The 25,841-nt window shown below is 66.1% G+C and carries 16 protein-coding genes and 1 other RNA gene; 6 read left to right on the top strand and 11 right to left on the bottom strand.

The window, feature by feature from the left end; all coding sequences use genetic code 11:
• Positions 1 to 40 precede the first annotated feature (40 nt).
• The 6 genes from ACZZ0O_RS00330 to cysD all read right to left on the bottom strand — a co-directional run bounded on the left by ACZZ0O_RS00330 (position 41) and on the right by cysD (position 10,671).
• Positions 41 to 123, bottom strand: a non-coding RNA gene (locus tag ACZZ0O_RS00330) — sX9 sRNA.
• 68 nt (positions 124 to 191) lie between these two features.
• Complete coding sequence (locus ACZZ0O_RS00335) at positions 192 to 2,867, bottom strand: M1 family metallopeptidase (protein ID WP_463591911.1); 2,676 nt, start codon at positions 2,865 to 2,867, stop codon at positions 192 to 194.
• 474 nt (positions 2,868 to 3,341) lie between these two features.
• On the bottom strand, positions 3,342 to 6,467 hold the full coding sequence (locus ACZZ0O_RS00340) for an efflux RND transporter permease subunit (RefSeq protein WP_463602857.1): 3,126 nt from the start codon (positions 6,465 to 6,467) through the stop codon (positions 3,342 to 3,344).
• Positions 6,464 to 7,534 carry an efflux RND transporter periplasmic adaptor subunit gene (locus ACZZ0O_RS00345; RefSeq protein WP_463591912.1) on the bottom strand — a complete coding sequence of 357 codons (1,071 nt, stop codon included), beginning with the start codon at positions 7,532 to 7,534 and terminating at the stop codon, positions 6,464 to 6,466. Before ACZZ0O_RS00345 ends, ACZZ0O_RS00340 begins: the two co-directional genes overlap by 4 nt.
• A 252-nt stretch (positions 7,535 to 7,786) precedes the next feature.
• The gene (gene cysN / locus ACZZ0O_RS00350) at positions 7,787 to 9,700 is read right to left on the bottom strand and encodes a sulfate adenylyltransferase subunit CysN (protein WP_463592519.1); all 1,914 of its coding nucleotides are present in this window, start codon (positions 9,698 to 9,700) and stop codon (positions 7,787 to 7,789) included.
• A gap of 62 nt (positions 9,701 to 9,762) precedes the next feature.
• Entirely contained in the window at positions 9,763 to 10,671 is a 909-nt protein-coding gene (cysD, locus tag ACZZ0O_RS00355) for a sulfate adenylyltransferase subunit CysD (protein ID WP_463591913.1), read from the bottom strand.
• A gap of 180 nt (positions 10,672 to 10,851) precedes the next feature.
• On the opposite strand from cysD, the gene ACZZ0O_RS00360 reads away from it, so the two are divergent.
• From ACZZ0O_RS00360 to ACZZ0O_RS00370, 3 genes are all read left to right on the top strand, one after another.
• Complete coding sequence (locus ACZZ0O_RS00360) at positions 10,852 to 12,699, top strand: assimilatory sulfite reductase (NADPH) flavoprotein subunit (RefSeq protein WP_463591914.1); 1,848 nt, start codon at positions 10,852 to 10,854, stop codon at positions 12,697 to 12,699.
• A gap of 108 nt (positions 12,700 to 12,807) precedes the next feature.
• Positions 12,808 to 14,514 (top strand): assimilatory sulfite reductase (NADPH) hemoprotein subunit, encoded by a 1,707-nt coding sequence (gene cysI, locus ACZZ0O_RS00365; protein ID WP_463591915.1) that lies wholly within the window; start codon positions 12,808 to 12,810, stop codon positions 14,512 to 14,514.
• Entirely contained in the window at positions 14,511 to 15,236 is a 726-nt protein-coding gene (locus tag ACZZ0O_RS00370) for a phosphoadenylyl-sulfate reductase (protein WP_055848769.1), read from the top strand. Before cysI ends, ACZZ0O_RS00370 begins: the two co-directional genes overlap by 4 nt.
• An 18-nt stretch (positions 15,237 to 15,254) precedes the next feature.
• On the opposite strand, the gene ACZZ0O_RS00375 is transcribed toward ACZZ0O_RS00370, so the two are convergent.
• The 3 genes from ACZZ0O_RS00375 to ACZZ0O_RS00385 form a co-directional block, all read right to left on the bottom strand.
• Positions 15,255 to 17,066, bottom strand: coding sequence for a PepSY-associated TM helix domain-containing protein (locus ACZZ0O_RS00375; RefSeq protein ID WP_463591916.1), 1,812 nt, complete (start codon positions 17,064 to 17,066; stop codon positions 15,255 to 15,257).
• Complete coding sequence (locus ACZZ0O_RS00380; protein WP_463602890.1) at positions 17,066 to 19,069, bottom strand: TonB-dependent receptor; 2,004 nt, start codon at positions 19,067 to 19,069, stop codon at positions 17,066 to 17,068. The genes ACZZ0O_RS00375 and ACZZ0O_RS00380 overlap by 1 nt, the downstream gene beginning before the upstream one ends.
• Positions 19,070 to 19,262: 193 nt before the next feature.
• Positions 19,263 to 19,697 carry a DUF2946 family protein gene (locus tag ACZZ0O_RS00385; protein WP_463592520.1) on the bottom strand — a complete coding sequence of 145 codons (435 nt, stop codon included), beginning with the start codon at positions 19,695 to 19,697 and terminating at the stop codon, positions 19,263 to 19,265.
• A gap of 304 nt (positions 19,698 to 20,001) precedes the next feature.
• Here ACZZ0O_RS00385 and ACZZ0O_RS00390 point away from each other — a divergent pair, with 304 nt between their 5' ends.
• Entirely contained in the window at positions 20,002 to 21,198 is a 1,197-nt protein-coding gene (locus ACZZ0O_RS00390) for a sensor histidine kinase (RefSeq protein ID WP_463591917.1), read from the top strand.
• 678 nt (positions 21,199 to 21,876) lie between these two features.
• On the opposite strand, the gene ACZZ0O_RS00395 is transcribed toward ACZZ0O_RS00390, so the two are convergent.
• Together ACZZ0O_RS00395 and ACZZ0O_RS00400 are read right to left on the bottom strand one after the other, a co-directional pair.
• Positions 21,877 to 22,161 (bottom strand): hypothetical protein, encoded by a 285-nt coding sequence (locus ACZZ0O_RS00395; protein WP_463591918.1) that lies wholly within the window; start codon positions 22,159 to 22,161, stop codon positions 21,877 to 21,879.
• A 10-nt stretch (positions 22,162 to 22,171) separates the two neighbouring features.
• Positions 22,172 to 23,152 (bottom strand): LysR family transcriptional regulator, encoded by a 981-nt coding sequence (locus tag ACZZ0O_RS00400; RefSeq protein ID WP_055848759.1) that lies wholly within the window; start codon positions 23,150 to 23,152, stop codon positions 22,172 to 22,174.
• Between the two features lie 163 nt (positions 23,153 to 23,315).
• On the opposite strand from ACZZ0O_RS00400, the gene cobA reads away from it, so the two are divergent.
• Together cobA and cysK are read left to right on the top strand one after the other, a co-directional pair.
• Positions 23,316 to 24,518: a uroporphyrinogen-III C-methyltransferase gene (gene cobA, locus ACZZ0O_RS00405; protein WP_463591919.1), complete on the top strand. Its 1,203-nt coding sequence runs from the start codon at positions 23,316 to 23,318 to the stop codon at positions 24,516 to 24,518.
• Between the two features lie 16 nt (positions 24,519 to 24,534).
• Positions 24,535 to 25,494: a cysteine synthase A gene (cysK, locus tag ACZZ0O_RS00410; RefSeq protein ID WP_055848757.1), complete on the top strand. Its 960-nt coding sequence runs from the start codon at positions 24,535 to 24,537 to the stop codon at positions 25,492 to 25,494.
• Positions 25,495 to 25,841: the final 347 nt, after the last annotated feature.

Here is a 25,841-nt window from a genome sequence, read left to right on the forward strand (position 1 = left end):
GCATGCTCTGTGCAACGACGCCAGTGGTATGCAGGAGCTTGGCCCAGACCGGATGCACGTCGCGAGCGGTCATCGGATCGCTGTGGACGGTGCGCTCAGAACCGGCGTGTGCGCAGGGCACATGCCGGTTCCGAGCAGCGACCGCAGCCGCCTGGCGGCCGCGCAGTCGCGTTGTTGGCCGCTTCTGCCGCTCAGCGCTTGGCGGTTTGCGCCTGCTTGAGCGCGGCGCACAGGCGGATGGTTTCGCCGGTCTGCGCCAGGCCACGGTCGGCGCCGCTGAGTTTGGCCAGGCGTGGCTGGAAGAAGGCATCCAGGCGATCGGCCTCTTCCACACTGCAGCCACCGGATGCGCCGAGCGCCGGCAGACCGCCGCCGTCGAACGACCCGCTGCGCTGCACGATGCGGTCGAAGTTGGCGGTGAACCACGGCCACATCGACGCATGCGAAGCCTCATAGCTGTTCCCACGCGTCAGCATGCTCTTCATCTCGCCGACCTTGATGGCATCGGTCAACGCAAAATCGCGCACCTGCTTGAGCAACGCCGGGTCCTGCACCGCGCCTAGTGCCGCGATCATGCCGTTGCGCTGTGCGGGGTCGGCGTGCGTGCGCAACGCCGCGATCAGGGTCTGCACCGCGGGGGCGCCGCGTTCCTGCGCGGTGACCGCCAGCACGGTGCCGAGTAGATCCGGGTTGGCCGCAGAAAAGTCCAGCGCCCCGTTGCCACCGGCCAGCACCGCATCGCCCTGGGCAAGCAGCGCCTTGCGCACTTCCGCGTTCTGCAGGCGTAACCCAAACAGTCCGGCCAGCGACGACCGCAGCGCGGTGTCGTCGACCGATTCGCCACTACGCCGTACGTAACCCAGCTGGCGCAGACGCGGCAAATACGCCTGTTCGGCGGCCTTGCGCAGCGCGCCGCGCTGCGCCTCGGTGCTGGCCTGGTAGCGCCAGATCCACCCGAAGCGATCCACCAGCGCGGTCGAGACATCGGCCGATGCGGACGGCGCCAGCTGCTTGAGCGCCATCAACACCGCATCGCTGTCGGCATCGCCGTGGCGGTAGGCCGCATCGATGGCATCGGCATAGGCCAACTGCTCGTTATCGTCGAGTTGGGCAACCTGCTTGCCGAGTGCGGCCAGCTGCTTCTTCGGCAGGCTGAAACGGTAATAACCGGCGCCATGCGCGTTCGGGAACACCCAGGTGTTCTTGCCGGCGCCGTCCAGCACGATGCTGCCGCTGCCGTCTTCCAGCAGCTGGCAGGCGGTACCGACCTGGTTCTTGCCCTTGCCGTACTTCACGCATACCGGCACGCCCCACTGCTGCGCGGTGGAGCCGGTCGAACCCAGCGGCAAATACCGCTGCTGCTGCAGCTTGACCACAGTCTTGCCGCCTTCGCGCGCCACCTGGGTCTGCAAGTACGGCACACCCGGCTGATTCAAGAAGCTGCGGAATGCCGCCTTGAAGTCTTCGCCCTTGCCGGCGGCTTCGGCGATCGCATCGACCAGATCGTCGGCGGTGGCGCTGCCGAACTGATGCTTGGCGATGTAGGCGCGCATGCCTTCGCGGAACACGTCCTCGCCAACGAAGGCTTCGAACATCGCCAGCACCGCCGCACCCTTCTGATAGGTGATGCCGTCGAAGGCGGTTTCGATATCGCCGTTACCGGTGATCGGCTGGCGGATCTTGCGTGCGCTGACCAGGCTGTCGTTATTCATCGCGTACTGCGCGCCACCGATGCGATCCAGGTTGGCGTGATATTCCGGGTGCAGCTGCATGGTGATTTTCTGCTGCATCCAGGTGGCGAAGGCCTCGTTGAGCCACAGGTCGTCCCACCATTCCATGGTCACGGTGTCGCCGGTCCACTGATGCGCCAGCTCGTGCGCGTTGGTGTTGAAGGAGCGCTGCACGTTTTCGGCAGGCGAATCCTTGTCCAGCAACAGCAACCAGTCGCGGAAGGTCACGAACCCGGGGTTTTCCATCGCGCCGGCGCTGAAATCCGGTGCGGCGACCAGATCGAGCTTGTCGAACGGATAACCGAAGGCGTAGTAGTCCTCCAGCGCGGCGATGATCGCCGGGGTCTGGTCCAGCGCCGGGGTGATGCGCGGGCCCTGACCCTGGGCGGCGATGCCGCGCAGCGGCGTGGCGTTGGGGCGCTGCGGAGTGGCCGGCATGGGCGGCACGTCCACCACATCCCACGGGCCGGCGGCGTAGGCGACAAGGTAGGTCGGCAACGGCACGGTCGGCGCAAAGGTCACCGTCTTCCAGCCCTTGCCGGCCGGCTTGGTGGAGGTGGCGATGGTGTTGGCCAGTGCCTGATCGTCGCTGGGTACGGTCAGGCTTAGATCGAACGGGGTTTTGAAGGCCGGCTCATCGAAGCCCGGGAACGCGTAGCGCGCACTGATCGGCTCCATCTGCGTCATCGCATACGCCTTGCCCTGGTACTTCACCTGATACAGGCCCTGCAGCTGCTGGTTGAGCGGCGCGCTGTAGGTGATGTCCACGGTAAGTGTCTGCGGCTTGAGCGTGCGCCCGAACTCCAGGCGAACCACACCGGTCTGCGCATCCGCATCCACATAGCGCGCGGTGAGCGCCTTGCCCTTGGCCGGCTTGACCGTGGCCTTGCTGACCTTCAGCTCCTTGCCGTGCAGCCACAGATGGTCGGAGGCCTGCTTGAGCTGCACGCGGATGGTGGTGCGGCCACTGAACTGCGCCTGCTCGGGGTCGACCTTGATCGCCAGGCTATAACGCTCGGGCACCGCCCAGGTCGGCAACCGGCCATTGGGTACCGGCTCGCCGGACGTCTGCGCGAGTGCGTTACCGCAGCACAGCGCAAGGAGGGAAGGAGCAAGCAGGCAGGCAAGACGACGCATGGGCAATTCCGGTCAGGGTAACCGCCGAAGTCGACCACAGCCGGGGATGACTGTCATGTGACCTTAGTCACTGCACCAGCGCAGCGAAGGCTGTCGATGCCGACGCTGGCGGCTGCGATAAACGCAGTGGCCATACCAGGCACAGTTGCGCTACAGGCGTGACCGTGCCTGGCACGCATGCGCCGCGTGCAGCCATCCGCACACGCGCAGAACGTAGCGGCGCCCAGCGTCCGGGTCCTGCAGCCAACATCGCCAACCAGCGGAACTGCGGGATACCCATCACTCGCGCAAGGCGCAATGCTGCGACCGCGCACGCGTGTCGAACAGCGCTTAGAGCGGCTAAAACGCCTGGCGCACAGTCGTCAGGTAGGCGTGGACGACGCGCTCAAACCCAGAGTGCATGAGTCACACATGCCGCGCCGGGCACCGACCACGCCCGCCAGGCGGCGAGCGTGGTCGTTTTGACGGCCGCGCTTACGCGTGCCCGCCCACCGATGGCGTGGCTGCCTCCAGGGTTTCCAGCTCGCGTGCGACTGCTTCCGGCGACTTGGTGTACGGGGCAATCAAACTGTAGAACGCCGGCACCACGTACAGCGACAGCAGCGTGGACAGCGACACACCGAAGATCACTACCACGCCGATAGTGGCGCGGCTGGCCGAGCCGGGCCCGCCGGCCACCACCAGCGGAATCGCGCCGACCACCGTGGCGATCGAAGTCATCAGGATGGGGCGCAACCGCACCGACGCCGATTCGACGATGGCCTGATGCACGCTGCGGCCTTCGTCGCGCAACTGATTGGCGAACTCCACGATCAAAATGCCGTTCTTCGCCGCCAGGCCCACCAGCATCACGATGCCGATCTGACTGAACAGGTTGAGCGTGCCACCGGTGAGCCACAAACCGACCAACGCACCCAGCACCGCCAGCGGCACGGTGAGCATGATCACCAGCGGATGCGCGAAACTTTCGAACTGCGCAGCCAGCACCAGATACACCACCAGCAAGGCCATGCCGAAGGTCAGCAACACCGCGCTACCGGATTGCTGGTATTCGCGCGATTCGCCCTTCCAGTCCAGCTGCGCGTACTCCGGCAGTTCTTCCTGCGCAGCCTGCTGCGCCCAGGCGATGGCATCGCCCAACGGGTAGCCCGGCGCCAGACCGGCGGTGATGGTGATCGCACGCAGGCGATTGAAGCGGTTCAAGGTGCCGGCTTCGGCCACTTCGCTCAAGCTCACCAGGTTCGACAGCGGAATCAGCTCGCCACGGGTAGAGCGCACGCGGATGGCGGTGAGATCTTCCGGCGACATGCGACCTTCGCGCCCGGCCTGCAACATCACGTCGTATTCCTCGCCGTTGTCGACGAAAGTGGTGACGCGACGCGAGCCCATCATCGCCTCCAGCGCGCCACCGATGGCGGTCACCGGCACGCCCAGGTCGGCTGCGCGCAGGCGATCGATGTTGACGCGCATCTGCGGGCGGGTTTCCTTGTAATCCGAGTCCGGGCCGACCAGGCCGGGGTTGGCTTCCATGCGCTGCAGGATGCGGTCGCGCCACTGCGCGATCTCGGCATAGTCCGGGCCACCGAGCACCAGTTGGAATGGTTGGCCGCGGCTGCGCACCAGGCCGCCACTGACCTGCGTGCGCGCACGCACGCCACTGAGCACGCTGAGCTTTTGTTGCAGCTCATCGGCCACCTCGGTGGTGGGGCGTGTGCGTTTTTCCCAGTCCTGCAAGAACACGCTGACGCGGCCGGTGTGCATTTCCTCGCTGCTGCCGAAGCCGCCGGGCACGCGCGGATTTGCGCGCACGATGGGTTTGTTCGGGCCCACGTACGGGCGCAGGATGTCTTCGACCTGATGCATCTGCCCGACGGTGTAATCGAAGCCGGCGCCTTCGGGGCCGTCGATCATGATCTGGAAATTGCCGCGATCTTCCGCCGGCGCCAGTTCGGATGGAATGCGGCTCATCAACCAGGCGCTGACACACAAGGCCAGCAGCATGAGCAGCGCGAAGATCCAGGTGCGGTGCACATGACGCTCCAGCGAGCGCCCGTACGCGCCGGACACCGCCTGCATGCGTCCATTGAACCAATGATGGAACCGATTGGGTTTGGCCACGCTGTGCGAGCGCAGCAGCTTGGACGACATCATCGGCGTCAGCGTCAGCGCCACGAATGCCGAGATCGCCACCGCCGCGGCCAGTGCCACCGCCAACTCGCGGAACAAGCGCCCGGTATTGCCTTCCAGAAATCCCACCGGCAGGAACACCGCCACCAACACAGCGGTGGTCGCGATCACCGCGAATGCCACCTGGCCGGTACCGCGCCTGGCGGCCACCAAGGGCGGCTCACCCAGATCGATGCGGCGCTGGATGTTTTCCACCACCACGATGGCATCGTCCACCACCAGGCCGATACACAGCACCAGCGCCAGCAAGGTGAGCAGGTTGATCGAAAAATCGAACGCGTACAGCGCAATGAACGCCGCGATCAGACACACCGGCACGGTGACCGCCGGAATCAGCGCCGCACGTGCGCTGCCCAGAAACACCCAGATCACCACCAGCACCAGCACCACCGCTTCGACCAGTGTGTGATAGACGCGTTCCACCGCTGCATCGATGAAGGTGGTGGTGTCGAAGGCAACAAAGATGTTGGTGCCCTGCGGCAGCGACTTCTGCACTTCTTCGGCCTGCGCGCGCGCTTCGCGCGCCACATCCAGCGCGTTGGCGGTGGAATTGCGCACGATGCCCAGGCCCACGTTGGGCACGCCATTGCTCTGGAAATAGGCGCGTCGTTCGGCCGAGGTCAACTCCACCTTGGCCACATCGCCCAAGCGCACCACATAGCCGCCCTCGCCCTTGCTCAACGGCAACTTGGCGAAGTCTTCCGGCTTGAGGTAGCTGCGCTCCACACGCAAGGTGAAGTCGCGCTGCGCCGATTCGATGCTGCCGGCCGGCAACTCCACGTTTTCGTTCTGCAGCGCCGTTTCGACATCGGCCACAGTGAGTGCGCGTGCGGCCAGTTGGTCGCGGTCCAGCCAGATGCGCATCGCATAGCGCTGGCGTCCGCCGATGCGCACCTGCGCCACGCCATCCAGGCTGGAGAAGCGGTCAACGACATAGCGCTCGGCGTAGTCGGACAGCTGCAGCGTATCCATCGTGCTGGAGCTCATGTTGAGCCACAGGATGGGATCGGCGTCGGCCTCGACCTTGGAGATTTCCGGCGGGCGCGCCTGGTCGGGCATGCGGTCGGAGACGCGGCTGACCGCATCGCGCACGTCGTTGGCGGCCGCTTCCACATCGCGCGATTGCACGAACTCGATACTGATATCCGACGAGCCATTGCGGCTGCGCGCCTCGATGGTGGCGATACCCTCGATACCAGCCAGCGCGTCTTCCAGCACCTGGGTGATGCGGCTTTCCACCACCGCTGCCGAGGCGCCGGTGTATTCCACATCGACCGAGACGATGGGCGGGTCGATCGCCGGCAGTTCTCGCAGCGTGAGGCGGGTGAACGACATGACTCCCAGCACGATCAGCAACAGGCTCATCACCACCGCCATCACCGGGCGGGTAATGGACAGGTCGGAGAGCTTCATTGTGCCGCTGCCTGCGGACGCGTCGACGCGGGCGCGGCCTGGTCGACCACCTTAAGGCCCGGACGCAGCTTGCCGGTGCCGTCCACCACGATGCGCTCACCAGCCTTGACGCCTTCCAGAATCTCCACTTTGCCATCGCGCCGCTCGCCCAGCCGCACATCGGCACGCTCCACGCTGCTGTCGGGTTTGACCCGGAACACGTACGACTCGCGCCCCACCTGCACCACCGCAATCTCCGGGATCACCACCGCCTGCCGCGCCGGCTGCAGTAGCCGCACATCCAGCAGCATGCCCGGGCGCAGGCGGCGATCGTCGTTGGGGAAGTCCGCACGCACGGTCACCGAGCGGGTGGTCTCGTCGATGCGCGAATCGATCGCGGCAACGATGCCGTCGAAGCGCGCACCCGGATACGCCGCCGCGGTGCCATTGACGGTATTGCCGAGCTGCACCAGGCCGAACTGCGATTCCGGCACCTGAAAATCCACGTACATGCGCGCCACATCGTCCAGCGTGGCGATCACGGTGCTCGAGGTGATCAGCGACCCGGGGCTGATCTGGCGGATGCCGAGTACGCCGGAGAACGGCGCGCGTACTTCGCGATCGGTGATTTCCGCGCGCATCTGCTGCACCCGAGCCTGCGCTGCATCGCGCAGGGCGCGCTGGGTGTCGACCGTGGACTTGGCGACCAATTGCTGCCCAACCAGGCTCAACTGGCGACGATAGAGCTGGTCGGTTTCCTCGAAGGTGGCTTGCGCGGCGGTCAACGCGGCCTGCTGCGAATTGCCGCGCAGCCGCAGCAGCAACTGCCCGGCCTTGACCTCATCGCCGCTGTCGAAATTGACCTGCTCGACCACATCGCTGACCGCTGCTGTGAGCGCGACCGATTCGCGCGCGCGTATGGTGGCGATCGATTGCACGGTGGAGTTCCAGGGCTGCACCGCAACCGGCTGCACGACCACCGGGATGGGCTTGGCAGCGGCCGGCGCGCTGGCCTGACGGGCACAACCGGACAGCCACACGGCCAACAAGAGCGCGGCGCAATTGCGCGCGCTGGGCAGAACAAGCATCAGAACATCCTGGCGGGGTACCGCGAAAGTTTACCGACCTCACCGCCAAGCGTTGACAGAAAGGGCGCGCTTTGCACCATGACCAAAGACCCTTGCCGTCGTCGTCATGATGCGCTGGCCGGCGCGGCCCTCGACACTGCAACCACTGCCCGGGCAAGCCCGATGGCGCAAACCCGCGCGGTCACTCCACGATAGGGTCTGCCGCCACGCGCACTACGCGGGAGACTGGGTGCCACGTCCTGATGCCTGCGCTCAGCGTTCCAGCCCCAGAAACTCGAGCACGTGGCGCGCCAGCGCCTCTACATTCTCACCATCGGCGTGAAGATGGATCTCCGGCGTCTCGGGCGCCTCGTACGGCGAGTCGATCCCGGTGAAATTGGGAATCTGCCCGGCCCGCGCCTTGCGGTACAACCCCTTCACGTCGCGCGCTTCCGCCACCGCCAGCGGCACGTCCACGAACACTTCGACAAACTCGCCCGTATCGAAACGCTCGCGCGCCAGTTGCCGCTCGGCGCGGAACGGCGAGATGAAACTGACCAGCACGATCAGGCCGGCATCGGCCATCAGGCGCGCCACTTCCGCCACGCGGCGGATGTTTTCCACGCGGTCTTCGTCGGTGAAGCCCAGATCGCGGTTGAGCCCATGGCGCACGTTGTCGCCATCCAGGATGAAGGTGTGATAGCCCAAGGCATGCAGGCGCTTGTCGACCAGGTTGGCGACGGTGGATTTGCCCGCGCCCGACAGGCCGGTAAACCACAGCACGCGCGGCGCCTGGCCCTTGATGCGCGCACGGGCACCGCGGTCCACGTCCAGATGCTGCCAATGCACGTTACCGGCGCGGCGCAACGCAAACTCCAGCGTGCCCGCGGCCACGGTGGCATTGCTTTGCCGGTCGATCAGGATGAACCCGCCGAGCACGCGGTTGCGGGCGTACGGCGCGAAGGCGATGGGTTCGTCCAAGGCGAGATTGCAGTAGCCCACTTCGTTGAGCTCCAGCCGCTTGGCCGCCAGCCGCTCTTGCGTATTCACATCGACCTTGTGCTTGATCTCGCTGACGCTCACGGTGACCGTGCGGGTGCCGATCTTGAGCCAGTACGGGCGGCCAGGCAGCAGCGCGGCATCGTCCATCCACAGCAGATGCGCGGCGAACTGGTCGGCCACTTCCGGCGGGTCGTCGATGGCGGCGATGATGTCGCCACGGCTGATATCGATCTCATCGCGTAGCGTCAGCGTCACCGCCTGTCCTGCGCGTGCGCTGGCCACCTCGCCGTTGGCATCCAGCACCGCAGCCACCTGCGAACGCCGGCCCGATGGCACCACCACCACGGCATCGCCCACGCGCACCTGCCCCGCCGCGATGGTGCCGGCATAGCCGCGGAACTGTGAGTTGGGGCGGTTAACCCACTGCACCGGCAGGCGCAGGCCGCTATCGGCGTCGGGCGGCTCCAGTTGCATAGTGTCCAGATGCTGCAGCAGATGCGGGCCGCTGTACCACGGCATGCGGGTAGAGGCGCTGGACAGGTTTTCGCCAGCCAGCGCCGACAACGGGATGCACTGCACATCGGCAATGCCCAACTGCGTCGCCAGCGCGCGATAGCTCTCGGCGATGGCGCTGAAGACGTCGGCGTCGTAGTCCACCAGATCCATCTTGTTGACCGCCAGCACCACGTGGCGGATGCCCAGCAACGACACGATGTAACTGTGCCGGCGCGTCTGCACGAGCAAGCCCTTGCGCGAATCCACCAGCACCACCGCCACATCGGCGCTGGACGCGCCGGTGGCCATGTTGCGCGTGTACTGCTCGTGGCCTGGGCAGTCGGCGACGATGAATTTGCGTTGGTCGGTATCGAAATAGCGATACGCCACATCGATGGTGATGCCCTGCTCGCGCTCGGCTGCCAGCCCATCCATCAACAACGCGTAATCGATACCCTCGCCCTGCGTGCCATGCCGCCGGCTATCGCTTTCCAGCGCCGCCAGTTGATCGTCGAACAAGCGCTTGCTGTCGTACAGCAACCGCCCGATCAAGGTGCTCTTGCCATCGTCCACACTGCCGCAGGTGATGAAGCGCAGCAGCGGCTTGGATTCGTGCTGCTGCAGGTAAGTGTCGATGGTGCCGGGAATCGGGAGTGGGGAATCGGGAATGGCACAAGCCGCATCCTCGATCGATGTAGACGCAGCGAACCGCTGTTGCGATTCCCCATTCCCGATTCCCCATTCATTACCCATCAGAAATACCCCTCAAGCTTTTTCTGTTCCATCGATGCGCCGGGTGCGTGATCGATCATGCGGCCCTGGCGTTCGGAGCTGGTGCTGACCAGCATTTCGGCTATCACCGCTTCCAGGGTGTCGGCGGTGGAGTCGATCGCGCCGGTCAGCGGGTAACAGCCCAGCGTGCGGAAGCGCACCGAGCGCAGCTGCGGGGTTTCGCCTGGCTGCAGCGGCAGGCGTTCGTCGTCGACCATGATCAACGCACCGTCGCGCTCCACCACCGGGCGCGCTGCGGCGAAATACAGCGGCGCCACCGGGATCTTTTCGCGGTAGATGTACAGCCAGATATCCAGCTCGGTCCAATTGGACAACGGAAACACGCGCACGCTCTCGCCGGGTTTGGTGCGGGCGTTGTAGAGGTTCCACAGTTCCGGACGCTGGTTTTTCGGGTCCCAGCGATGGCGTGCATTGCGGAACGAAAACACCCGCTCCTTGGCGCGCGACTTTTCTTCGTCGCGCCGTGCCCCGCCGATCGCCGCATCGAACGCGCCGTGCTCCAGCGCCTGCTTCAGGCCCTGGGTCTTCATGATGTCGGTGTGCACTGCGGCACCGTGGCTAATCGGGCCGATGTCCTGCGCGATGCCATCGGGATTGATGTGCACGCGTAGATCCACCCCGGTTTCGGCCGCGCGGCGGTCGCGGAAGGCGATCATCTCGCGGAATTTCCAGCGCGTGTCCACATGCAGCAGCGGGATCGGCGGGGGCGACGGCGCAAACGCCTTGAGCAGCAGATGCAGCAGCACCGAGCTGTCCTTGCCGACCGAATACAGCATTACCGGTGCCCGAAACTCGGCGGCGACCTCGCGCAGGATGTGGATGCTTTCGGCTTCAAGCCGGTCGAGATGGGACAGCGGTGGCAGGGTCATCAGGATGTCGGGAGCGGCGGCAGGCAAGACCAGCCGATGGTAGGCCAAGGCAGCGCAGTGTGTGGCGGGCAGATGTCTGCTTGAAATAAGCGGCCGGCATAACGCGATAACCGGTGATCCTTTCTGGACCAGCGAACGCTTCCCTAACATCGTTCATCCAATCCCCGCCCCAGGATCCGAATGACCGCCGCCAGTTCCGCGCTACCGCCCAGCCCCTTGCCCGACGAGCGCAAGGCGCTGCTGGAACGGTTGGTCGACGGCCTGGATACCGCCGCGCTGTGGTGGCTGTCCGGCTACACCGCCGGGCTGGCGCAGGGTCACCCGCCGCGCTCGTTGGCGGTGCTGCCGGGCGGGCAACCGCAGGCGGCCGCGCAGGACAGCCAGCGCTTGACCGTGGTGTACGGCAGCCAGACCGGCAATGCGCGCCGCCAGGCCGAGCAGCTGGCCGCCGATGCCGAGGCCGCCGGGCTGAGCGTGCGGTTGCTGCGCGCCGATGCCTACCCCACCCGCGAACTCGCCAGCGAACGCCTGTTGTACGTGGTGATCAGCACCCAGGGCGAAGGCGACCCGCCGGACGATGCGATCGGCCTGGTCGAATTCCTGACCGGCCGCCGCGCGCCCAAGCTGCCCGAACTCAAGTACGCGGTGCTGGGACTGGGCGATTCCAGTTATGCGGAGTTTTGCGGCATTGCGCGGCGCATCGACGACCGTCTGGCCGAGCTCGGCGCCAGCCGGGTGCAGACGCGTGGCGAAGCCGACCTGGACATCGACAGCATCGCCGACCCGTGGCGCGCGCAAGCGCTCAAGCATGCGCGCGAGCAGCTCAAGAGCGCCCCGCACTCGGCCACGGTCACGCCGCTGCGCAGCAACCCGGTGGCGCCGGTGTGGTCGCACCAGCATCCGTTTGCTGCAGAGTTGCTGGCCAACCAGATCATCAGCGGGCGCGACTTCAAGGGCCCAGCCTTTCGCGTCTATGCGCAGCCCGGCAAGCGCGTGCGGCATCTGGAATTTTCGCTGGAAGGCAGTGGCCTGAGTTACGAACCCGGCGACGCCCTGGGCATCCGTCATCGCAATCCGCCCGCGCTGGTGGATGCGGTACTGCAGACCTTGCAGCTGGATGGTCATGCCGCGGTCACCGTCGGCGAAGAGACTCTGGCCTTGAACGAGTGGCTGACCACCCGGCGCGAACTGACCAAGCTGTCGCGGCCGTTTCTCACCGCCCATGCCGAGCGCGCACGCGCAGACGATCTGCAGGCGCTGCTCACCCCCACCCAGACTGCCGGCCTGGCGTCGTTGCTCTCTGATCATCAAGTGATCGACGTGCTGCGACGCTGGCCGGCGGATTGGGACCACGCCAGCCTGCTGGACACGCTGCGCCCGCTCACTCCGCGGCTGTATTCCATCGCCTCCAGTCGCAAGCGCGTGGGCGATGAAGTGCATCTGGCGGTGGATGAACTCAATTATCAGGCGCACGGGCATGCGCACCTGGGGTCGGCCAGCGGCTTTCTCGCCGCGCTTGCCGAAGGCGATACCGCCCCGGTCTACATCGAACCCAACACCCGCTTCCGCGTGCCGGCCGACGCGGACCGCGACATCCTGATGATCGGCCCGGGCACCGGCGTGGCGCCGTTCCGCGGTTTCGTGCAGGAACGCGCCGAAACCGGCGCCAAAGGTCGTAACTGGCTGTTCTTCGGCGCCCAGCATTTCAATACCGATTTCCTGTATCAGGCTGAGTGGCAGCAGGCCTTGCAACGCGGCGAGTTGCACGCGCTGGACCTGGCGTTCTCGCGCGACCATCCCGAAAAAATCTACGTGCAACACCGCCTGCGCGAACGCGGCGCCGAGGTCTATGCCTGGCTGCAGGGCGGCGCGCATCTCTATGTCTGTGGCGCCATCGGCATGGGCAAGGATGTGCACGCCGCATTGCTGGACATCGTCACCACCCACGGCGCCCGCAGCGCCGAAGACGCCGCCGCATATCTCACTCAGCTGCAGGTGGAGGGACGGTATGCGCGCGATGTTTATTAGTGCAGGGAATCGGGAGTGGGGAATCGGGAATCGGTACAGCCCTCACCTGACTTTTCCTGGCAGACCAGGCCGCTTTTTACGATTCCCTATTCCCCATTTCCGATTCCCATGAGCCACTCTGTCGAAGACATCAAATCCGAAAGCCGCCGTCTGCGCGGGTCGCTGGAGCAGAGCCTGGCCGACCCGGTCACCGGGGCGTTGCGCGAGGAAGATCAGACGCTGATCAAGTACCACGGCAGCTACCAGCAGGACGATCGCGATATCCGCGATGAGCGGCGTCGGCAGAAGCTCGAGCCGGCGTATCAGTTCATGATCCGCACGCGCACGCCGGGCGGAGTGATTTCGCCCAGCCAATGGCTGGCGCTGGATGGCATCGCCACGCGGTACGCCAACCATTCGCTGCGTATCACCACGCGCCAGGCGTTCCAGTTCCATGGCGTGATCAAGCGCGAACTCAAGGCGACCATGCAGGCGATCAACGCCACCTTGGTCGATACGCTGGCGGCATGCGGCGACGTCAATCGCAATGTGCAGGTGGCGGCGAACCCCTTGTTGTCGCAGGCGCATGCCACGTTGTATGCCGATGCCGCGCGCGTGTCCGAGCATCTGCTGCCCAACACGCGTGCGTACTACGAAATCTGGCTGGACGAAGAGCGCGTATCCGGCTCCGGCAGCGAGGACGAGCCGATCTACGGCGACCGGTATCTGCCGCGCAAGTTCAAGATCGGCTTCGCCGCGCCGCCGCTCAACGACGTGGATGTGTTCGCCAACGACCTGGGCTTCATCGCCATCCTGCGCGACGGCGAGCTGCTCGGCTACAACGTCAGCATCGGCGGCGGCATGGGCGCCAGCCACAGCGATGCGGAAACCTGGCCGCGCGTGGCCAACGTCATCGGTTTTATCACCCGCGATCAATTGCTGGATCTCGCAACCGCCGTGGTCACCACGCAGCGCGACTTCGGCAATCGCGCAGTGCGTAAGCGCGCGCGCTTCAAGTACACCATCGACGATCACGGCCTGGACACCATCGTGGCCGAGATCCAACGCCGTGCCGGTTTTTCGTTGCAGCCTGCGCGGCAGTTTGCCTTCGACCACAACGGCGACCGCTATGGCTGGGTCGCAGGCGAAGACGGCCTGTGGCATCTGACCCTGTCGCTACCGGCCGGCCGCATTGCCGACACCGACACCGCCGCGCATTTGAGCGGGCTGCGCGCGATTGCGCAGTTGAACGTGGGCGAGTTCCGGATGACGCCCAATCAGAACCTGGTCATCGCCGGCGTACCTGCACAGCAGCGCGCGCAGATCGATGCGCTGGCTGCGCAGTACGCGCTGGATGCGGGCAACCATGCCGGCACCGCCTTGGCACGCGGCGCGATGGCCTGCGTGGCACTGCCGACCTGCGGTCTGGCGATGGCCGAAGCCGAGCGCTATCTGCCCGATTTCAGTACCGCGCTGCAGCCGTTGTTGCAGCAGCACGGCCTGGCCGACACGCCCATCGTGCTGCGCCTGTCTGGTTGCCCCAATGGATGTTCGCGACCGTACCTGGCGGAGATCGCACTGGTGGGCAAGGCGCCCGGTCGCTACAACCTGATGCTGGGCGGCGACCGTCGCGGCCAGAGGCTCAACACCTTGTATCGCGAAAACATCACTGAAGCAGAGATCCTCGCCGCGCTGGAGCCACTACTGGCTCGTTACGCCGCAGAACGCGACCAGGTAGGCGATGAAGGCTTTGGCGATTTCCTGCACCGCAGTGGCCTGATCGCCCTGCCGCCCTACCCCACGCACCGTCACCTCGACCTGGAATTGCTCGCATGACCGCGCTGCCTGTCGCATCGATCACCTCTTCCGCGTTGGACGATCTGGACGCGCTCAACGCACACCTGGAAACCCTGCGTGCCGACGAACGCGTGGCGTGGGCGCTAGAGCATGGCCCGCAGGACGTCGCGCTGTCGTCCAGTTTCGGCGCGCAATCGGCGGTGACGCTACATCTGCTCACCCGGCAGCGCCCGGACATTCCGGTGATCCTGATCGATACCGGGTATCTGTTTCCGGAAACCTATCGCTTTGCCGACGCGTTGACCGATCGGCTCAAACTCAATCTCAAGGTGTATCGCCCGCTGGTCAGCCGCGCCTGGATGGAAGCGCGCCATGGCCGCTTATGGGAACAGGGCATGGTCGGCATCGACCAGTACAACAACCTGCGCAAGGTCGAGCCGATGCGCCGCGCACTGGACGAGCTCGACGTCGGCACCTGGTTCACCGGCCTGCGCCGCAGCCAATCTGGCGGACGCGCACAGACGCCAATCGTGCAGAAGCGTGGCGACCGCTACAAGATCAGCCCGATCGCCGACTGGACCGACCGCGATGTGTGGCAATACCTGCAGGCGCACGACCTGCCCTATCACCCGCTGTGGGAGCAGGGCTACGTCTCGATCGGCGACTTCCACACCACCCGCCGCTGGGAACCGGGCATGCGCGAAGAAGACACCCGCTTCTTCGGCCTCAAGCGCGAGTGCGGGATTCACGAGGACATCTGAGCGGTGGCAGCCATCGCATCACGCCACGGCATTCGCTTGCGCGCGCTGCATCCAGTAACGATCAAACAACCACATCAGCAACAACGACAACCCGACCAGCGGAAAGAGCAATCCGCACAGCACTAGCAGCGCCAGCAGCCCGCGCAGGGTGCGTGGGTCGGCGGGCAACGGCGGCACGCCCAAGCCACCCAGCGGCCGCCGCTTCCACCACATCACCACGGCACTGACGCACAACAGCACGATCAACGCGCACGCCAGCAGCAGGATCAGCTGATTGGCGGTGCCGTATTGCTGCCCCAGGTGCACATTGATGCCCCATTCCAGCGTCTTGGCCACCGGCCCGTAATCGCGGTAGCCCATGTCCAGCAGCACCGCACCGCTGTACTGATCCAGATGGATCACCCGCTGCTGCTGCAGATCGGCCGGATACACCGTCGCGGTATAGACACCGCGCACACCACGCGGCGGCGACACGCTATAGCCCGACGCAATGCCGAGCGCATCGAACCGCGCCATCGCCGCATCCAGACCAATCGCGCCCATCCCCGGCGCAGCGACACTGCCGGCGCCACCGTGCGCTGCATGGACTGAATATTCTGACTGGCTTGAATGTTCTGAGTGAGCTGAATGTTCTGAGTGAGCTGAATGTTCTGCGTGATCCGAATGCTCTGAGTGATCCGAGTGAGCTGAATGCTGGGAATACTGCGAGTGCTCTGAGTGCTCTGAGTGCTCTGAGTGAGCTGAATGTTCTGAGTGATCCGAATGCTGCAAGTGCTCCGAATGTTCCGAATGCTGTGCATGAGCACGGTCGAAGTTAGCCACTCTCTCCTCGGGGCGAGAAGACACTGTTTGTGCGCCACTGGCGCGCGTGCCTTGGAGCTCCCACGCCGCTAGTGCGGGCCGGGGGTTGGGGTGCGAGTCGGCCGCGCGCACCGCAGCCGCGTGCAGCCCACCCGCTTGGCCGTCATGCAATCGCTCATCCAGCGCAGCAGGCACAGGCGCAGCAGATTCCGGCAACCGCGCCTGCCGCAGCGACCACGCAGGCTCGCCACTGTCGGTCAGGCGCTGCTCCGACATCGGCTGCTGCACACGCAGCCCGGCCGGATACCCAAAATCATGCCCGTTGGCCCAGCGATTGACCTGTGCGCCCCACAGCCACGACCACGGCATGCCGGTCAGCGCCAGAAACAACAGGATCGCACCCACACCGGCGCCGGTCACCGCGTGCAGGTCACGCCAGAACAGCCGCTGCGTCGGCGTGCCACGGACGTTGACCACGCCACCACGCCGCCCGCGCGGCCACCACAGGTACACACCCGTGAGCACCAGCACGATCGCCCACCCCGCTGCCATTTCGATCAGCCCCTGTGCAAACGGGCCGATCAACTCCAGGCTGTGCAGCCGGCGAATCGTCCAGGCCAGCGTGCCGTGCTCGGGCAAGCGACCCAGCACACGCACGCGATACGGGTCCACATACACCACCGTGCGCGTGCCATGCGCGTCCACCAGGCCGATCTCGGCACTGGCATCGGCACGTTTGGGTGTGGTGTAGCGGAACAACGTGCCGCCATCCTCGCGCTGCGCCACCTCCACCAGTTGCTGTGCGGATGCGCGCGCCGCACCCACCGGCACCACTTTCAAGCCGTGGTGCACGGTGCGATCGATAGCGTCCTGATACAGAAACGCCGCGCCGGTCAGCGCCAGCCAGATGATGAAAGGCAGTACCAGCAGCCCGGCATAGAAATGCCAGCGCCACACGGCCCGATAGAACCGCCAGCGGCCATCCCGCTGCGGTACGTCGACGCTGGTAGTGCTTGTGCGTGTCCGCATCAGAAACTCCAATCCCAGGACACCGACAGCGCGCGGCCATCGCCTGGCGAATAGCCGGAACTACCGCTGTCGTACCACGCGTACACATAGGCGCGATCGGTGACATTGCGCAATTGCACGCTGAGCGCGTTGCGCGCATCCACATTCCAGCGCGCGCCAAGATTGAGCAAGGCATAGCCACCGGTGCGGCCCAGGGTATTGCTGCGCTCCAGGTAGTAATCGCCCTGCGCATTGCCCCAGGCGCTGAGCTGCACGGCTGCACTCACCTGCCACTCCAGCCCGACGGTGGCCAACCAGTGCGGCACGTTCTCGATCTCCTTGCCGCGCGTGGCCGGCGCACTGGGATCGGGCGTGGCGATGCTGGCCTTCTGCCGCGAATACGACATCCACGCACGCCAATGCTCGGCAGGCTGCAGGTTCAGTTGCGCATCCCACCCGCGCCGCAGCGTCCGGCCGACGTTGGCCACATCGCCGATGCCGGCCACGCCATTGACACCAAGAATGGTGGCCACTTCGCCAGACGCGCGTTGTTCCCAATACGCCACCCGCCCATCCAGCAGTGCCGACGGGGCGAATTTGAAACCGGCTTCCCAGCCATCGTTGATCGATGGCCCGAGATTGCCCGGCTGGCGACGGTACGCACCATCGCCGCTGCCGATCTGGAAGGTGCGTCCCCAGTTGGCGTACACGCTGCTCTGTTCGCCCACACGGTAGCTGGCACTGAACTTGGGTTGCTTGATGGTGCCGTAGTCGTAGCTCGGCGCCCAGACACCGGCCAGCAGGTCGTGCAAGGTGCCATCGACGCGATCGATGCGATACCCCGGCACCAACTGCAAACGGTCGACCGGGCTCAGCACCGCCTGCACATAAGCACCTTGGGTGTGCAGATCGTAGTTCCAGTCGCGCAGTTGCGCGCCGCGCACGCGTGCGACGGTGCGGTAGCGCTGCGACCGGTTGTCCTGCCACTGCGCATCCGCACCGGCTTCCAGCGCCGCATTCCACACGCCCCAGTCGGGCTGCCAGTTGCCACGCAGCAGCACGCCGCGATGGGTTTCATCGGTATCGCGCTCCTGCTGCAGGCCGGCGGCGGAAAAACGGACCCAGCGTTGATTGCGGTAGTCGTTCTGGTAGGCCTTGGCGCTCCACTGCGCATCCGCGCCCAGCGTGCCATCTGCATGCAATGCGGTCTGACGCACACGGCGCTCGCTGCGGTCGTCCTGCGCATAGGCCGGCGAACTGCGCGGCGCCGCACGCGCACTGGCCGCATCCAGATACCCCGCCTCCAGCGCGTGATTATCGTAGTAGCGCGTGGTCAGCCCGGCACGGAAGGCGCCATCCGGGTCGGTGTAGAACCACTTGCCGGCGACGCTGCGTTTGCGCGCATCGGCGTGCGCGCGATAGCCATCGGAATCGCGCCAGGCCAGCACATAGTTCTGGCTCCACGGGCCGCGCTCGACGCCCTTGCCCAGCTGCACCTCGCGCGCGCCGAAGCTGCCCGCGGTGACGCTGAGGCGGCCATCGTTGCCACCGTTGCGGGTCAGCACATCCACGCTGCCGGCGATGGCGTTCAAGCCATACCGCGCATCGTTGGTGCCGCGCACGATTTCGATCGCACTGATGTCCTGCGGAAACACCGCATCCAGAAAGGGCATGCCACCGGCGTTGTCGTTGCTGGGGATGCCGTCGATCAGCAGCTTGACCGCGTTGATCCGCCCCTCGCCGTTGAAGCCACGGAACGAAAACCGCCCTGCATCGGTGCCCATACGGAATTGGGTCACCTGCACGCCGGGCGCGCGCATCAGCAGTTCCCAGCTGTAATCCACGTGCTGATCGTGCAGCAGCGCACCACCGATCACGTCCACCGAACTCAGCACGCGCGCGGTACTTGGCGTGCGCTGCACGTGCTCGCTCACCTGTACCTTGCCCAGCGTCAATGCAGCATCCTGCGCCTGCACCTGCCAGGGGTGGCCACACACCAGCGCCAACGACGGCGCGTACCACATCGTTTTCAACAACCGTAACCGCATGACCAACCCTTTGCCGCGACACCACGGCAATGCCGCCGCGCGCCGCCCCCACAGGGCAAGCACCGGCTTCATTCAAGGAATGCGTCGTCCATCGAGTGTGCGCAGACATGCCAACGCATCAGGCGCAGACAGCGCTGCAGCAGAACGGACGCCCGCAACGGGGCAAGGCTCAGGCGTACAACGGTGGCCCACGCGCTCCGAGGGCGGTCCAGCGCAAGGCCGACCATGCCCGCACCGCGGCGAGCAGCGGCATCGGCACCGGGCGTAGGTGCAGCAGACATAGCACCAGCAGTGCCAGCCAGGGCAGCAGGCGCGCGGCCAACATGCAGTAGTCGCAGGCTTCGCCATGCAGCGCGGCGTCATGGTCGCCGGCGCGTTGCGGGGCGCCGGGCATGCCGTGATCCCGAGGCACTGCGCTGTGCGCTTGCGCAGGCGCGTGGCTCGCATGCACTGCAGCGCCGGTGCTAAGCGCCGGGCCGCTCATGCACATCGGCTCGAGCATGCGCGCCGGACTCCAACGGCTGATCAACGGCGCCAACAGCATCAGCGCCACTGCCAGGCAGGCGAGCAGGTGCAACAGACGATGGCGATGAAGCGCGGGCATCGCCGCAGTGTAAGCCGCCATGTCGGCAGGAGCGATGGGAGCGGCCGATGCGCGACCGGATGTCGCACCCAAACCCGCGCAGGCGTCCGGGCGGACTGGCATCGCACGCTGACGCCTGTCGACCTGCGCCCCATCAGCCACCGCCACGGCCGAGTCGATGAAGCGCAGCCCATCACCTGAATATCACTGCCGCCCCATTGTCCAGGCCGGCAGTCACAGTTCTACCGGTGCGTATAAGACCGCGCGCATGCGAGGCGTCGCCATGCCCTATGCTTGGGCGTCATCCCATTCATCCAGCGCGCGCATGAGTACTGTCCTGTCCGATCCAGCGGCTGAGCCACTTCCCTGCGCGCCCAAACCGCCCAGCGAGGCGCTGCGCCTCCAGGCCCTGCGCAGCTACGGCATCCTCGATACGCCGCGCGAGGCGGCCTTCGAAGACATCACCCGGCTGGCGTCGATCATCTGCCAGACCCCGATCGCCCTGATCAGCCTGGTGGACGCCGACCGCCAGTGGTTCAAGAGCGAACTCGGCATGGGCGAGCGCGAGACGCCGCTGTTCAAGTCGATGTGCGCGCATGCGCTGCTCGACAGCGACGTGCTGGTGGTGCCCGACACGCGCGAAGACATCCGTTTTTCGCGCAACCCGCTGGTGACCGGCGAAGCGCCGCTGTACTTCTATGCCGGTGCGCTGTTGAAGACGCCGGACGGCCTGCCGTTAGGCACCGTCTGCGTCCTCGACCGGCAGCCGCGCAAGCTCACCGATGAACAGGTCGAGGCGCTGCGCGCGCTCGCGCGCCAGACCATGGCGCAGCTGGAATTGCGCCGTGCGCTGCTGATCGCAGAAGAATCCGATCGCTACCGCAGCCGGCTGATGGCCATTGCCGGGCACGATCTGAAGACCCCGCTGCGCACCGCTGCTTACGCCATCGACAAGATGCGTCGGCATGCCAACGTCGATTCCATCCCGACCTTGGTGACCGCGCGCGACGCGATCAGCCTGGTCGGTCGCAGCCTGGACGAACTGGCCACGCTGGCCGCCGCAAGCAAGTCCGCCATGCCGGATCTGCAGCCGCTGCAGCTGGAAGACGTGCTGCATGCGGTGCTCGGCGTCTGGCGCCAGCCGGCCATCGACAAATGCCTGTCGCTGCGGCACGTACCGACCTCGCTGCGCGTGCGCAGCCACCCGACCTTGTTGACCACCCTGATCGGCAATCTGGTCGGCAACGCGATCAAATACACCGAGCGTGGACGCGTGCTGGTCGGCACCCGCCGCCGGCCCGGCTATGCGGTGGTGGAAATCATCGACAGCGGCATCGGCCTGAATCTTGAGCAGCCCGAGCAGGTCTTCCAGGCGTTTCGCCAGGCCGACCCACGCAGCGACGGTCTGGGCATCGGGCTATGGATCGTGCACCGCACCGCCGAGACGCTAGGGTGCGAGGTGAAGGTACGGCCACGTTCGGAAGGCGGCACCTGTTTTTCGGTTCGCATTCCGTTGGCCTGACGCGCTCGCACGCAACTGCGTGGCGATGTGCGACCGCGCAGCTGTGCAGCTGTGCAGCAGACCTGGCGCACGTCGCTTCACAGGCGTTAATTCAAGTCTCTGGCGCTCGCCAAGAGCGGCCAACCCAGCTCGGCCGCCGGCGCGTGCTGCGATTGTTTCGGCGAAAAATCGGCAAAAAAAAGGCGGACCCGAGCTCCCGACCCGGATCCGCCGCCAAACACGCCAGGCCTCTCCCCAGGGACCCGGGTGCGCCAGCCGCGCTGTGTGCGCAGCCTCGCGCAACAGTGATGCGACAGCGCTAGCAACCTTTCGACGACACCACTGATCACACCGGTGAAGCGATACCTGCATCGCCGGTCCTGCGCCGTCCACCCCTAGACGTCCGAAGTGTCGCGTCATGGTTGCTATAAGGGTTTACGACAGCGCCGCGCCCAACTTGATGGGTGCCGACAACGCGGCTAAGGCGGCCCTGACACGTGTAGGGAGAATCACTGACAGCAACACGCGCAGCGCATCGACCAGCGCTTGCATGACATTGATTGCAAAGAGGATTTGCGGGCTACTCTACGCTGCAGTGCAACATGCGATTCGCACTAGCGGACACGACAACAACAGCACGCAACACACCCAGCGCACGACGACGATGGGGCAGAAACAGCTGTTTGGAATTCCAACTTCCTAATCTCCAATCCCGGCCTCATCCCCCTGCTGCGTAAACCACGCCGCCGAATGCACGTCCTCGGCCGCCACTTCCAGCAGCTGACGCAACACGGCCAGCGGAATCTGCACCGGCGTTGCGCCGGCCTGCAGCGCCACCCACAGCGATTCGTCGTGCGGGTCGGCCAGCACCGTCAGCATGGCGTGCTCGCGTCCGTCGATGTTTGCCGACAGTTGCAACGACATGCCGCCATCGGGTTCGGGCGACCAGAGTCTGCTGAGCGACGGGCGTACTGGCTCGGTCATCGCGTAGCGCTCAACTGGTGATGGTCTGGGTCAGCGATTCCCAGGTCGGCGGCAGCGGCCAGTTCGGCGCCTGGTTGCCGTCCAGTACGCGGCGCAGGTCGCGCTTGTCGATCTGGGGCGCCAGCACATGCACCAGATCCAGCGCGTAGTCGCGCAGCACCCGGTCGCGCGGCAGCACCGCCCAGGCGATGCACTCGGCGATCGGCGCCGGCGCCGGCCAGGAACGCAGGTCTTCGTCCTGAGCGTTGACCGCCATCTCGGCCACCAACCCCACACCGAGCCCGGCGCGCACATAGGTCTTGATCAGGTCCGCATCCAGCGCGGTTAGCGCGATGCTCGGCTCCAGTCCGACCTGCGCAAACGCCCGCTGCAGCGACGAGCCCGGCCGGGTGGACGATTCGTAGCTGATCAGCGGGTGCTCGGACAGCGCCTGCATGTCCGGTGCCACCCGCGTGTCCAGCGCATGCCCGCGCGGCACCACCACCAGCCGCCGCCAGCGATACAGCGGCACCGCAATGCCGGCGCTGGGCTCGCCGCCGGCGGTGCTGACCACGGCAATATCCGCATCGCCCTGGCTGAGCAGATCCAGCGCCGCACTTTCGGCGGCCTGCTGCAGATGCACGCTCACCTGCGGGTAGGCGTGCTTGATCTGCGCCACCGCCGGCGGCAGCACGAAGCGCGCCTGGGTGTGGGTGGTGGTCAGGGTCAGCTGGCCCTGACTTTCGCGGCGCTGGTTGGCGGCGTAGGTGCGGATGTTGTTGGCTTCCGACAGCACCGCGCGTGCCCGCTCGATCACTTCCACACCGGCCGGCGTCACCGCGTCCAGGCTGCGTCCTTTACGCACGAACAACAGAAAGCCCAGCTCGTCTTCCAGCTGCTTGAGCTGCTTGGACAGGCCGGGCTGGGTCGCGTGCACACGCGCTGCCGCCAGCGTGATGTTCAGCTCGGCATCGGCGATGGCCACCAGGTAGCGAAGTTGGGTCAGCGTCATGGGCTTATGTCCAAAAAAGCGCGAGGCGCTACAAGGACTTGGACTGTAGAGGAGTTCGACGGCTCAGCTTATAACCGAACGCTATTTTTAGGGCGCATGAAGTCATTTCCGACGGCTATAAGCCGGCGTTACGGTCTAGCCCTCCCTTTCGATGCCCCGGTCCGTGACTTCTGCGTTCCCGCTCCTTGCCGACCTGCGTGGCCGTGCCGTCCTGGTGGTCGGTGGCGGTGCCGATGCCGAACGCGCCACCGCCAACCTGCTGCAGGCCGGCGCGCTGCCGCTGGTTGGCGCCCCGCAACTGACCCCACAGTTGCAGCAGTGGGCGCGAGCTGGCCGGCTTCGATGGCTGCACGGTCACTTCGACCCCGCCTGGCTGGCGCAGCCCGATACCCCTGTCTGGCTCACCATCGCCGCCAGCGAGCAGCCGGAACACAACGATGCCCTGCGCGCCGCAGCGAGCAGCCAGCGCTTGTTGACCCACAGCGCGGCGCCGGCCGCCTCCATAACTGCTCCGGCGCCCTCCCCCGCGCCGCAGACAGGTATCGCACCGCTCTCCCCCGGCAGCGTGACCCTGGTCGGTGCCGGCCCCGGCGATCCCGGCCTGCTCACGCGCCACGCGGTGCGCGCACTCCGGCAGGCCGAGGTGGTGCTGTACGACCGCCTGGTCAGCCCGCAGATCCTGCAACTGGCCCGCCGCGACGCAGTGCGCGTGGAAGTCGGCAAGGCCGCGCAAGGCCATAGCACCCGCCAGGAACAGATCCACGAGCTGATGCTGGAACATGCCCGCGCCGGGCGCCGGGTGGTGCGACTGAAGGGCGGCGACCCGTTCGTGTTCGGCCGTGGCGGCGAAGAGCTGGAATTCCTGCGCGCACACGGCATCGGCTTTCAGGTTGTCCCCGGCATCACCGCCGCGGTCGCCTGCGCCGCTTATGCCGGCATCCCGCTCACCCATCGCGATCACGCGCAATCGCTGCGCCTGATCACCGCGCACTGCAAGGATTCGCTGGACACGCTGGACTGGCACGCGCTGGGCCAGGAGCGCCAGACGCTGGCCTTTTACATGGGCGTGGCGGGCCTGGACGGTATCCAGCAGCGCCTGCTGCAGGCCGGCCGCGCACCCACCACGCCATTCGCCCTGGTGGAAAACGGCTCGCGCCTGCAGCAGCGGGTGATCACCGGCACGCTCGCCACCCTGGCCAGCACCGCACGGCAGTTCAAGGTGCAGGCGCCCGCTCTGCTGATCCTGGGCGAAGTGACCGCACTGGCGCCGACGCTGCACTGGTTTGGCGCTGCACCGCTCAGCGCGCCGCTGCCACACTCACCCATCGCAACGCCCGACACGCCCACACTCGCCCACGCAGCCTGAATTCGACGGAGACCCCATGGCCCTGTACGACAACATCCTCGACACCATCGGCCGCACCCCGGTGGTCAAACTCCACCGCCTCGCCCCGGACAACGTCACCTTGTACGTCAAGGTCGAGGCGTTCAATCCGGGCGGCTCGGTCAAGGACCGCCTGGCGCTGGCGATCATCCTCGACGCCGAGCAGCGCGGCCTGCTCAAGCCCGGCGATACCATCGTCGAAGCCACCTCCGGCAACACCGGCGTGGCACTGGCGATGGTGGCGGCCGCGCGCGGCTACAAGTTCGTCGCCACCATGGTGGAAACCTTCTCCATCGAGCGCCGCAAGCTGATGCGCGCCTACGGCGCCAAGGTCATCCTGACCCCGGCCGCCGAGCGCGGCAGCGGCATGGTGCGCAAGGCCAAGGAACTGGCCGAGCAGCACGGCTGGTTCCTGGCCAGCCAGTTCGCCAATCCGGCCAACCCGGCCTATCACCGCAACACCACCGCCGCTGAAATCCTGCGCGACTTCGCCGGCCACCGGCTGGACCATTTCGTCACCGGCTGGGGCACCGGCGGCACGCTCACCGGCGTGGGCGAAGTGCTGCGTGTCGCCCGCCCGGAAGTGCGCATCACCGCCAGCGAGCCGGCCGGCGCCGCGCTGCTGCAGGGCCAGGACTGGAAGCCGCACAAGATCCAGGGCTGGACCCCGGACTTCATCCCCGAGGTGCTCAATCGCGAGGTAGCACACGAAGTCCTGAGCGTGGAAGACAGCGATGCGATCACCATCGCCCGCCGCCTGGCCGCCGAAGAAGGCATCTTCACCGGCATCTCCGGCGGTGCCACCGTCTCCACGGCGCTGCGCGTGGCCGAGTCTGCCGCACCCGGCGCGGTCATCCTGGCGATGCTGCCCGATACCGGCGAGCGCTACTTCTCCACCCCGCTGTTCGCCGACATCAACGAAGGCTCGGATGACGATTGGCTGGCTGGCCTGCCCTGAGCGGACGGTTGGTTGGCACGGGAGGGCCGCGCGTTTGGCGCGGCCTTTCTTGTTTTGGAACCGAGGACCTGGGAAGCGAAGTCGATCGACAGACCCTCGCAGCACCGCTTGTTTTATCGCGGCAGCGGACTGAGCACAGCCGGATCGCCATTGCGATCGAGCACCCAGCAGTGCACTGCGGAACCCATGCTGGGCGGCACGGTTGCCGAAGCAATCGCACCATGGCAACAGCGCCCAGCGCACCTGATTGCGTGCGCCTTTAGGCAAAGACAATCACAGCCGAACCGGGAACAACACACCAGGCAAGCACCGCAGTGCGTTCGCGTCGCCGCCAGCCACACGCAGCC

This window comes from Xanthomonas sp. AC360, from assembly GCF_979258225.1.

Coding starts and splice junctions, on each gene's coding strand:
- ACZZ0O_RS00335 (WP_463591911.1), bottom strand. CDS start 2,867: ATGCGTCGTCTTGCCTGCCTGCTTGCTCCTTCCCTCCTTGCGCTGTGC.
- ACZZ0O_RS00340 (WP_463602857.1), bottom strand. CDS start 6,467: ATGAAGCTCTCCGACCTGTCCATTACCCGCCCGGTGATGGCGGTGGTG.
- ACZZ0O_RS00345 (WP_463591912.1), bottom strand. CDS start 7,534: ATGCTTGTTCTGCCCAGCGCGCGCAATTGCGCCGCGCTCTTGTTGGCC.
- cysD (WP_463591913.1), bottom strand. CDS start 10,671: ATGACCCTGCCACCGCTGTCCCATCTCGACCGGCTTGAAGCCGAAAGC.
- ACZZ0O_RS00360 (WP_463591914.1), top strand. CDS start 10,852: ATGACCGCCGCCAGTTCCGCGCTACCGCCCAGCCCCTTGCCCGACGAG.
- cysI (WP_463591915.1), top strand. CDS start 12,808: ATGAGCCACTCTGTCGAAGACATCAAATCCGAAAGCCGCCGTCTGCGC.
- ACZZ0O_RS00370 (WP_055848769.1), top strand. CDS start 14,511: ATGACCGCGCTGCCTGTCGCATCGATCACCTCTTCCGCGTTGGACGAT.
- ACZZ0O_RS00375 (WP_463591916.1), bottom strand. CDS start 17,066: ATGCGGACACGCACAAGCACTACCAGCGTCGACGTACCGCAGCGGGAT.
- ACZZ0O_RS00380 (WP_463602890.1), bottom strand. CDS start 19,069: ATGTGGTACGCGCCGTCGTTGGCGCTGGTGTGTGGCCACCCCTGGCAG.
- ACZZ0O_RS00385 (WP_463592520.1), bottom strand. CDS start 19,697: ATGCCCGCGCTTCATCGCCATCGTCTGTTGCACCTGCTCGCCTGCCTG.
- ACZZ0O_RS00390 (WP_463591917.1), top strand. CDS start 20,002: ATGAGTACTGTCCTGTCCGATCCAGCGGCTGAGCCACTTCCCTGCGCG.
- ACZZ0O_RS00395 (WP_463591918.1), bottom strand. CDS start 22,161: ATGACCGAGCCAGTACGCCCGTCGCTCAGCAGACTCTGGTCGCCCGAA.
- ACZZ0O_RS00400 (WP_055848759.1), bottom strand. CDS start 23,152: ATGACGCTGACCCAACTTCGCTACCTGGTGGCCATCGCCGATGCCGAG.
- cysK (WP_055848757.1), top strand. CDS start 24,535: ATGGCCCTGTACGACAACATCCTCGACACCATCGGCCGCACCCCGGTG.